The organism is Streptomyces sp. NPDC059785 (assembly GCF_042732375.1).
Taxonomy (GTDB): Bacteria; Actinomycetota; Actinomycetes; order Streptomycetales; family Streptomycetaceae; genus Streptomyces.
In genome coordinates, this window is the sequence record NZ_JBHWHV010000038.1 from 85,918 (window position 1) to 94,923 (window position 9,006).

At 73.5% G+C, this 9,006-nt stretch carries 9 protein-coding genes; 8 read left to right on the forward strand and 1 reads right to left on the reverse strand.

The window, feature by feature from the left end; translation table 11 throughout:
- Positions 1–148 precede the first annotated feature (148 nt).
- Genes ACFV6E_RS26625 through ACFV6E_RS26650 form a run of 6 tightly spaced genes read left to right on the forward strand, consistent with a single transcriptional unit; the run spans position 149 to position 6,278 of the window.
- Complete coding sequence (locus tag ACFV6E_RS26625) at positions 149–1,528, forward strand: MFS transporter (protein WP_385175910.1); 1,380 nt, start codon at positions 149–151, stop codon at positions 1,526–1,528.
- A complete protein-coding gene (locus ACFV6E_RS26630; protein WP_385465080.1) occupies positions 1,525–3,264 on the forward strand; it encodes a dihydroxyacetone kinase family protein in 1,740 nt (579 codons plus the stop codon). The genes ACFV6E_RS26625 and ACFV6E_RS26630 overlap by 4 nt, the downstream gene beginning before the upstream one ends.
- Before the next feature lie 11 nt (positions 3,265–3,275).
- Positions 3,276–3,779 (forward strand): ribose-5-phosphate isomerase, encoded by a 504-nt coding sequence (locus tag ACFV6E_RS26635; protein ID WP_385175916.1) that lies wholly within the window; start codon positions 3,276–3,278, stop codon positions 3,777–3,779.
- The gene (locus tag ACFV6E_RS26640; RefSeq protein WP_385465083.1) at positions 3,779–4,564 is read left to right on the forward strand and encodes a triose-phosphate isomerase; all 786 of its coding nucleotides are present in this window, start codon (positions 3,779–3,781) and stop codon (positions 4,562–4,564) included. Before ACFV6E_RS26635 ends, ACFV6E_RS26640 begins: the two co-directional genes overlap by 1 nt.
- A complete protein-coding gene (locus ACFV6E_RS26645) occupies positions 4,564–5,403 on the forward strand; it encodes a sugar phosphate isomerase/epimerase family protein (RefSeq protein ID WP_385465085.1) in 840 nt (279 codons plus the stop codon). Before ACFV6E_RS26640 ends, ACFV6E_RS26645 begins: the two co-directional genes overlap by 1 nt.
- On the forward strand, positions 5,403–6,278 hold the full coding sequence (locus tag ACFV6E_RS26650; protein WP_385175924.1) for a phosphogluconate dehydrogenase C-terminal domain-containing protein: 876 nt from the start codon (positions 5,403–5,405) through the stop codon (positions 6,276–6,278). The genes ACFV6E_RS26645 and ACFV6E_RS26650 overlap by 1 nt, the downstream gene beginning before the upstream one ends.
- A gap of 123 nt (positions 6,279–6,401) precedes the next feature.
- Here ACFV6E_RS26650 and ACFV6E_RS26655 read toward each other — a convergent pair whose 3' ends face one another.
- Complete coding sequence (locus tag ACFV6E_RS26655) at positions 6,402–7,061, reverse strand: hypothetical protein (protein ID WP_385175927.1); 660 nt, start codon at positions 7,059–7,061, stop codon at positions 6,402–6,404.
- 163 nt (positions 7,062–7,224) lie between these two features.
- Between ACFV6E_RS26655 and ACFV6E_RS26660 the strand changes: the two genes are divergently transcribed.
- On the forward strand, positions 7,225–7,791 hold the full coding sequence (locus ACFV6E_RS26660) for a MarR family winged helix-turn-helix transcriptional regulator (RefSeq protein WP_385175930.1): 567 nt from the start codon (positions 7,225–7,227) through the stop codon (positions 7,789–7,791).
- A complete protein-coding gene (locus tag ACFV6E_RS26665) occupies positions 7,784–8,632 on the forward strand; it encodes an EamA family transporter (RefSeq protein WP_385175932.1) in 849 nt (282 codons plus the stop codon). Before ACFV6E_RS26660 ends, ACFV6E_RS26665 begins: the two co-directional genes overlap by 8 nt.
- Positions 8,633–9,006 lie beyond the last annotated feature (374 nt).

The following is a 9,006-nucleotide window of genomic DNA, read 5'->3' on the forward strand; positions in this document are numbered from 1 at the left end:
TAAATTGGTGACCAATTTGGAAACGAGGCATAGCGTGAGACCGATCCGGTGAGCCGAGTGCTGCACACATGTGAGCCGCGTGCCGCGTACCCGCTCGTCGGAGTGACCCACCCCGGACGGAGCTGTCCGGGCGAGCCGAGGAGTCGCCATGGGTGCCCACGCGCCATCCACGGCAGTCGAGAGAACTGCCATCAAGAAGATCTCAGTCCGCCTCGTTCCCTTCGTGGCGCTGATGTTCTTCGTGAATTACCTGGACCGCACGGCCGTGTCGTTCGCCGAGCCGAACGGCATGGGGGAGGACCTCGCCCTGACAGCCGCGCAGTTCGGCTTCGCGTCCGGGATCTTCTTCCTCGGCTACATCGTGCTCGAGGTCCCCAGCAACATGGCCCTGCACCGCTTCGGAGCCCGCCGCTGGCTGGCCCGGATCATGGTCACCTGGGGCATCGTCTCGCTGCTCTTCACCTGGGTGGACAGCAGCGGCCAGCTCTACACCCTGCGCTTCCTGCTGGGTGTCACCGAGGCCGGCTTCTTCCCCGGGGCGATCCTCTTCCTGAGCCAGTGGGTGCCCTCCCGGCACCGCACCAAGATCCTGGGCCTGTTCTACCTCGCGCAGCCGCTGACCACGGTCTTCGGCGCCCCGCTGGCGGGCTGGCTGATCGGCCGCCACGGCCTGTTCGGGCTCGAGGGCTGGCGCGTGATGTTCCTCTTCGTCTCGCTGCCCGCGATCCTGCTCGGCGTCATCGCCTGGTTCTACCTGATCGACAGGCCGGCCGACGCGAAGTGGCTGAACGCCGACGAGAAGGAGTGGCTGACCAAGGAGCTGGCCGCCGAGAACGCCCAGAAGACCGGGAGCGAGAGCAACCGCGAGGGCGGCCACGCCAAGGGCGACCTGAAGGCGGCGTTCAGCAGCGGACGCGTCTGGGTCCTGGCCGTCGTCTACTTCGGCTTCATCTACGGCCTGTACGCGCTGGCGTTCTTCCTGCCGACGATCATCAACGGCTTCCAGGACCAGTACGGCACCACGTTCAGCGTGATGGACAAGGCGTGGATCACCGCCATCCCGTACCTGCCCGCGGCCGTCGTGCTCTTCTTCTGGACCCGCCACGCCACCCGCAACGGCACCCGCACCTGGCACATCGCCGGTCCCGCGATCGCCGGTGGCATCACCATCCCGCTGGCCCTCTACATGGGCTCGCCGACCGCGACCGTCGCCGTGATCACCATCACCGCCTGTTCGATCTTCGCCGCGCTGCCGGTCTTCTGGTCCGTGCCCTCCCGCTTCCTCACCGGCGCCGCCGCGGCCGCGGGCATCGCACTGATCAACACGGCCGGCAACATCGCCGGGTTCGCCTCCAGCTACATCACCGGCTGGCTCAAGGACTGGACCGGCGACTACTACGTACCGCTCTACCTGGTGGGCTTCTTCATGCTGCTGTCCGCCGCCCTGATGATCTGGCTCGCCGCCCGCGGCGACACCTCGGGGCCCGACCGCAGTCCGGAGCGCGCACCCTCGGAGGCCCTTCGATGACCCGCCTGTTCAACGACCCCGCCGCGTTCGCCGACGAGGCGCTCGAAGGCTTCACCGCCGCGCACCGCCGCTGGGTCCGCCCCGTCACCGGAGGCGTCGTCCGCGCCGCCGCCACCCCGGCCGGACAGGTCGCCGTCGTCATCGGCGGCGGCTCGGGCCACTACCCGGCCTTCTCGGGCCTGGTCGGCCAGGGGCTCGCCCACGGCGCCGCCGTCGGCAACGTCTTCGCCTCCCCCTCGGCCCAGCAGATCCGCTCCGTGGCCAGGGCCGCGCACGGCGACGCGGGCGTCCTGCTCATGTACGGCAATTACGCCGGTGACGTCCTGCACTTCGGCCAGGCCGCCGAGCGCCTCGCGGGCGACGGCATCGAGGCCCGTACGTTCGCCGTCACCGACGACATGTCCAGCGCCCGCCCCGAGGAGTCGGCCAAGCGCCGTGGCATAGCCGGTGACCTGCCCGTCTTCAAGGCCGCCGCGGTCGCCGCCGAACAGGGGAAGCCGCTGGCGGAGGTGGCCCGCGTCGCCGAGCACGCCAACGCCCGCACCCGCTCCTTCGGCATAGCCTTCTCCGGCTGCACGCTGCCCGGCGCGGACCACCCGCTGTTCACCGTGCCCGAGGCGCGCATGGCGGTCGGCCTCGGCATCCACGGCGAGCCCGGCATCGGCGAGGAGGAACTGCCCACCGCCGACGAGGCCGCGCGGCTCCTGGTCACCACCCTGCTGAAGGAACTCCCCGAGGGTGTCGACCGGCCCGAAGGCGGGCGCGCCGCCGTCATCCTCAACGGGCTCGGCTCGGTCAAGTACGAGGAACTGTTCGTCGTCTACCGCAAGGTCGCCCAGCTCCTCGGCGACGCGGGCGTGGACATCGTGGACCCCGAGGTCGGCGAGCTGGTCACCAGCTTCGACATGGCGGGCATCTCCCTCACCCTGACCTGGCTGGACGAGGAGCTGGAGGCCCTGTGGCGGGCCCCGGCCGACACCCCGGCCTTCCGCAAGGGCGCCGTCACGGGCCCCGCGCCGGCCGTGGAACCGGCGGCGGCCGAGGAACCCGCCGCCGCCGAGGAACCGCTCGTCCCCGAGGCGTCCGACGCCTCGCGCGAGAGCGCCGGGACCGTGTTCGAGGCGCTGCGCACACTCGCCGCCACCGTCGACGCGCACGTGGACGAACTCGGCCGCATCGACGCCGTCGCCGGGGACGGCGACCACGGCATCGGCATGCAGCGCGGCTCCACCGCCGCCCGTCTCGCCGCCGCCTCCGCGCGGGAACTCGGCGCGGGCGCGGGCACCGTACTGCACCACGCGGCCGACGCCTGGGCCGACAAGGCGGGCGGCACCTCCGGCGCCCTGTGGGGCACCATCCTGCGCTCCCTCGGCACCGCGCTGGGCGACCAGGACCGGCCCGACGCGACGCGGGTCGCCGCCGGTGTCTCGGAGGCCGACGCCGCCGTCCGCCGCCTGGGCGGGGCCGAGGTCGGCGACAAGACCATGGTCGACGTCCTCGTCCCGTTCGCGGACACCCTCGCCGCCGCCACGGCCGCCGGGACTCCGCTGACCGACGCCTGGGACCGCGCCGCCACCGCCGCCGAAGCGGCCGCCGCCGCGACCGCGAACCTGCTGCCCCGCAAGGGACGCGCCCGCCCGCACGCCGAGAAGTCCCTCGGCACGCCGGACGCCGGCGCCCACTCCCTCGCCCTGATCGTCCGTGCCGTGCACGGCGTGCTGATCGACCACCACTGAGGAAAGCCGCGATGACCGAGAACACCCCCACGCCCGCCGAGCTGCGCATCGTCGTCGGATCCGACGACGCCGGTTACCAGTACAAGGAAGCCCTCAAGCAGGACCTGCTGGGCAGCGCCCTGGTCGCCGAGGTCACCGACGTCGGTGTGGACGCCGACGGGCACACCGCCTACCCCAAGGTCGCCATCGCCGCCGCCGAGATGGTCGCCCGCGGCGAGGCCGACCGTGCCCTGCTGGTGTGCGGCACCGGACTCGGCGTCGCCATCGCGGCCAACAAGGTCAAGGGCATCCGCGCCGTCACCGCCCACGACTCCTTCTCCGTCGAGCGGGCGATCCTCTCCAACAACGCGCAGGTCCTGACCTTCGGGCAGCGCGTGATCGGCCTGGAGCTGGCCCGCCGCCTGGCGGGGGAGTGGCTGACCTACCGCTTCGACGAGACCTCCGCCTCGGCCGCCAAGGTCCAGCTCATGTGCGACTACGAGAGCACGGCGGGCACCGCCGACGAGGCCGCCTGATGTCAGCCCCCGCACCGTCACCCGCACCGTCGCCCGTCACCATCGGGGTGAGCCTGAAGATGTACTTCGGGCACCACGAGACGCTGAACTGGGCCCGTAGGATCGGCGAGCTGGCCACCCGGCACCCGGCCACCGTCTCCGGCGCCGCCCGGCTGTTCGTCCTGCCGGCCTTCCCCGCGCTCGTCCCCACCGCGAACATCCTCGCCTGGTCCGGCGTCGCCATCGGTGCCCAGGACATCGCCACCGAGGACACCGGACCGTACACCGGCGAGGTCGGCGGCCCCTTCCTCAAGGAGATCGGCTGCCGCTACGCCGAGGTCGGCCACGCCGAACGGCGCCGCCTGTACGGCGAGGGCGACACCGTCGTGGCCGCCAAGACCGCCGCCGCCCTGCGCAACGGACTGACCCCCGTGCTCTGCGTCGGCGAACGCGACCGGGTGTCCCCGGCGCAGGCCGCCGAGCGCACGGTCGAGGAGGCCGCCCGCCTGCTGCACGGCCTGACCGGCACCGTCGTTCTCGCCTACGAGCCGCAGTGGGCGATCGGCGCCCCGGAGCCCGCCTCCACCGAGCACATCACCGCGGTCTGCACGGCCCTGCGCGACTGGCTCGACGCCCGGCCCGCGTACGCCGGTTCCACCGTGATCTACGGCGGCAGCGCGGGCCCCGGCCTGCTGACCGCGCTCGGCCCCGCCACGGGCGGCCTCTTCCTCGGCCGCTTCGCCCACGACCCGGCGAACGTCGAGGCCGTCCTGGACGAGATCCGCACCCCGGCGGCGGTGGCGTGATGGCCTACGGAATCAGCACCTACGCCTACTTCTGGCGGATCTCGGCGCGCGCCCCGCAGCCGATGACGCTCACCGAGATGCTGCACGACACCGCGCGGCTCGGCGGCGAGGTCTTCCAGATCTGCGACTACGCGCCCGTCGAGTCCTACGACTCCGCGCAGCTCGCGGACGTCCGGGGCACCGCCCGCGACCTCGGCCTGCGCCTGGAGCTCGGCACCCGGGGCGTGCGCACCGGGCACCTGCGCAAGTACCTGGACATGGCCGGGGAGCTGGGCGTCACCCTGGTCCGCTCCATGCTCAACACCGCCGACCACCGGCCGGCCCCGGACGAGGCCGTCGCCCTGCTCGGGGAGACCGTGCCGGAGTACGCCGACGCCGGTGTGACCCTCGGCCTGGAGACCTACGAGCAGGTGGCCACCGACGACCTGCTGGCCGTCGTACGCGGAGTCGGCAGCGACCACCTCGGCGTGGTCCTCGACCCGGGCAACAGCGTCGCCCGCCTGGAGCGCCCCGCCGACGTGGTCGCCGCGACCGCGCCGTACGTGGTCAACATCCACGTCAAGGACTTCGCCTTCACCCGGCGCGACGGCTGGGTGGGCTTCACCTACGCCGGCTGCCCGCTCGGCGAGGGACTCCTGGACCACGACGGCATGATCGCCGCCGTGCGCGCCGCCCGGCCGGACGCCGACGGCATCAACCAGATCGTGGAGCACTGGCTCCCCTGGCAGGACGAGGGCTTCGAGACCACCGCCCGCCTTGAACACCAGTGGACGCAGCACAGCATCACCACCCTGCTGGGCGGAACCTCGCTCAGCGACACCCTTTCGAGGAGCAAGTAATGGCCACCGAAATCCAGACCCAGGCCGACGTCAAGACCGTCGCCGTCATCGGGGCCGCCGGCAAGATGGGCCAGCGCGTCTCCAACAACCTGGTCAAGAGCGACTTCCGGGTGCTCTTCAGCGAGGCCTCGCCCAAGGGCCAGGAGCTGATCCAGGGCCTCGGCCGCGAACTGACCGAGTCCGCCGACGCCGCCGCCCAGGCCGATGTCGTCATCCTCGCCGTCCCGGACGTCGTCCTCGGCAAGGTCTCCGGGGAACTGGTGCCGCTGATGAAGCCCGGCACGGTCGTCCTCACCCTCGACCCGGCCGCCGCGTACGCCGGTCTGCTCTTCGAGCGCGAGGACATCCACTACGCCTGCGCCCACCCCTGCCACCCGTCGGTGTTCCTGGAGCGCACCACCAAGGAGGAGTGGCAGGACACCTTCGGCGGCATCGCCGCCCCGCAGGAGGTCGTCGCCGCGTACGAGGGCGGCGACGCCGCGAAGCAGGAGCTGGCCGACTCCGTCATCCGCGTGATGTACGCCCCGGTCGTCGACGTGCACTGGGTCACCGTCAAGCAGCTCGCCGTCCTGGAGCCGACCCTCGTCGAGACCATCGCCTGCATGGTCGGCGCGCTGCTCACCGAGGCGCTGCACGAGACCGTGCACACCGTCGGCGTCCCGGAGAAGGCCGCCCGCGCCATGCTCCTCGGCCACACCCAGGTCGCCCTCGCCAACACCCTCAAGGGCTCCAACCCGTTCTCGGACGCCTGCCTGATCGCCATGGACTACGGCCGTGAGTCGATTGTGCGCGAGGACTGGAAGAAGGTCTTCGAGGACGACGAGCTCGACAAGGTCATCACGCGCATGCTGAAGATCAAGGAGATCAAGCGCTGATCCGAGCGCCGGCAGATCAAGCGCTGACCCCAGCGCTCCCGAACCGGCCCGTGCCCCCTCTCCCCCAGGGCGGCACGGGCCTTTCGATCGGCAGGCGCTGGTCAGGCGCTGGACAGGCGCCGGTCAGGCGCTTTCGTACGCTTCCGCGAGCACGTCCTGCCGGGCCTCGTCCAGCGTCGCGCCCAGGTCACGCACCCCGGGGTCGGCCTCGGCGGCGCGCGGCGCGACGTCGAGGCACATCGACACCGTGGCCACCGCGAGCTTCACCGCGTCGTCGCTGCGGCCCTCGCCGAGCAGCGACTCGATCTGACGGGCGAGCCCGGCGAGCGTGTCCTCGTCGGTGCCCGGAGCCAGATGGCCGTCGAGCTCCGGCGGGTAGGGCACCCGCTCCCGGTGGGCGCGCAGCTCGGACACCACCGCCGGTTCGGCGCTGTACCGGTCGAGCAGCGCGACGAGCACGCACAGCCGCGCCGCGAGCCGGGGCGGCCCCGGATGCCGGTCGAGCCAGCCGATCAGCGCGCTCGGACCGCCGAGGTGCCCGGTGATCCGCGTCAGCTCCGCCGCGGCCGGTACGGGCAGCGCCGCGTGCACCGGCAGGGCGCGCGCCACCTGGAAGGCGAGCGCGCTCTCGCCCGCCGGGCCCAGGGTGCCGTCGGTGAAGGCCCCGGCCAGCGCGGGGTCGATACCGAGGGCGCCGGCCGCCTGTCCGCCACCGCCCCGGGCACCCTCGCGCGGCGCCCGCAGAAGCCAGGCCCCGACGTTTTCCAGCGGTCTGTCCCGCATGAATCGATCCTCCCGGTCGCGCGCGCTGCTCGTCGTCCCCTACCGACACCCTGGCTCCCGGCACGGGCGGGCGCGCGCCGGAGGATCCGGGCGGGTGACGCGCGTGCACGTAAGTCATGCATGACTCATGCATGACCGGGAGGCGCCGGGGGACCCGTGAGCCATGCGCGACGAGACGCGAACGGCGAACCTGCTCGGGGCGGCGGCCCTGGCGCTGAGTGATCTGCTGCTGTCCGAGGCCACCGGCCTCGCCGCTACCAGCGGAAGCGGGGCCGGTGCCCTCGTCGTCCTCTCCACCGACCCCGGCCTCGGCGTGACCGAGCTGGGGCGGCGCGTCGGCCTGACCCAGTCCGCCGCCGCCCGCATGGTCGACGGTCTGGAACGGCGTGGGCTGGTCCGCAGAGAGGCGGGGCCGGGACGCGCTGTGGCCGTCCGGCTCACCGCCGCCGGAGAGCGGGCGGCGCGGGGGCTGCTCGCCTCGCGCGCCGCCGCCCTCACCGAGGCGCTGCACTGCCTCGACGCGCCGGAACGGGACCAACTGGACGTTCTCCTCGGCAAGTTGCTGACCGGCCTCTACCGGCGGCCCGGCGACGCCGAACGGCTCTGCCGTCTGTGCGACCGGGGCGCCTGCGTCCGTGACGACGCGGTCTGCCCGGTGGGCCAGGCCGACCGGGACCACCGGGCGCGCACGGACGCGAGCCGTACGGGGCGGGGTACCGGCCATGGGTGAACTGCTCGCGCTGGTGTCGGCCCTGCTCTTCGGCGCCACGCACTTCGTGAGCGGGCTGCTCGCCCGGCGCGCCGACAGCGCGGCGGTGGCCCTGATCGGCCAGCTCGGCGGCGCGGCGCTGATGCTCGTGATCGCTCCCTTCTTCGCCGCTCCCGGCATCGGCTGGGCCGCGCTGGGCTGGGGCGCCCTCTCCGGTGTCGGCACCGGCGTGGGGGTGGCCTGCCTCTACCGGGGGATCAGCCACGGGCGCTTCAGCGTCGTGGTGCCGCTCAGCGACGTGGCCGCCGTCGCGCTGCCCGTGCTGGTCGGCGTCGCGCTGCTCGGTGACCGGCCCGGCGCCGTGGCCTGGTGCGGGATCGCCGCCGCCCCGGTCGCGCTCTGGCTGGTCACCCGCTCGGGGCGGGCCGACGAGGACGGCGACGGCGGCGGTACCGCCTCGGGAGCCCGTGCCGGACTGCTCGCGGGCGCGGGCTTCGCCCTCCAGTTCATCGCCCTCGCCCGGGCCGATCCGGCGGCGGGCCTGTGGCCGCTCGTCACCAGCCGTGCCGCCTCCGTACTGACCCTGCTGCCCCTGGTCGTCCGCCGCCCCGTCCGGCTGCACATGTCCCCGCGGCCGGCCTGGGGTTCGGTGGGCGCGGGACTGCTGGGCACCACGGCCATCGCGCTCTACACGCTGGCCGCCCGTGAACAGCTCCTCTCCGTCGCGGTGGTCCTCACCGCGCTCTACCCGGCCATCCCCGTCCTGCTGGGCGTCACCGTCCTGCGTGAACGCCTCACCCGGGCCCGGACACTGGGCCTGGTCTGCGCGGCGGCGGCCATCGCGCTCATCTCGCTGTCCTGAGGACCACGATGCCGTGACAGCACGCCAGACAGGTGGTGCCGCCGGCCCCGTCGCTCAGTCGGATCGGATGAAACGGCAGTGAGTTCGCGGGAATCGAGCCGGTTCCGAGCGCCGCCGGAGCGACGGGGAGCGCGCCTGCTCGGCGCCGGCAGGGCGGGCGGGACGTGCGGGTGTCAGTCCTTGCGTCCCGTCGCGGCGACGGCGACGCCCAGGCCGATCATGGTCAGCCCGCCGACGCCGCCGACCAGGGAGAGCCGGCGCGGGGGGCCCCCCCCCCCCCCCCCCCCCGGCGCCGCCCCCCCCCCCCCCCCCCCCGGGGGGGGCCCCCCCCCGCCCCCCCCCGACCGCCCCGCCGGGCCCCGCCGCGCCCCGGC

What these genes read in the sequence shown, in the direction of transcription:
- ACFV6E_RS26650 (WP_385175924.1), top strand. Translation starts at nt 5,403, where the DNA reads ATGGCCACCGAAATCCAGACCCAGGCCGACGTCAAGACCGTCGCCGTC.
- ACFV6E_RS26630 (WP_385465080.1), top strand. Translation starts at nt 1,525, where the DNA reads ATGACCCGCCTGTTCAACGACCCCGCCGCGTTCGCCGACGAGGCGCTC.
- ACFV6E_RS26655 (WP_385175927.1), bottom strand. Translation starts at nt 7,061, where the DNA reads ATGCGGGACAGACCGCTGGAAAACGTCGGGGCCTGGCTTCTGCGGGCG.
- ACFV6E_RS26635 (WP_385175916.1), top strand. Translation starts at nt 3,276, where the DNA reads ATGACCGAGAACACCCCCACGCCCGCCGAGCTGCGCATCGTCGTCGGA.
- ACFV6E_RS26625 (WP_385175910.1), top strand. Translation starts at nt 149, where the DNA reads ATGGGTGCCCACGCGCCATCCACGGCAGTCGAGAGAACTGCCATCAAG.
- ACFV6E_RS26660 (WP_385175930.1), top strand. Translation starts at nt 7,225, where the DNA reads ATGCGCGACGAGACGCGAACGGCGAACCTGCTCGGGGCGGCGGCCCTG.
- ACFV6E_RS26665 (WP_385175932.1), top strand. Translation starts at nt 7,784, where the DNA reads ATGGGTGAACTGCTCGCGCTGGTGTCGGCCCTGCTCTTCGGCGCCACG.
- ACFV6E_RS26645 (WP_385465085.1), top strand. Translation starts at nt 4,564, where the DNA reads ATGGCCTACGGAATCAGCACCTACGCCTACTTCTGGCGGATCTCGGCG.
- ACFV6E_RS26640 (WP_385465083.1), top strand. Translation starts at nt 3,779, where the DNA reads ATGTCAGCCCCCGCACCGTCACCCGCACCGTCGCCCGTCACCATCGGG.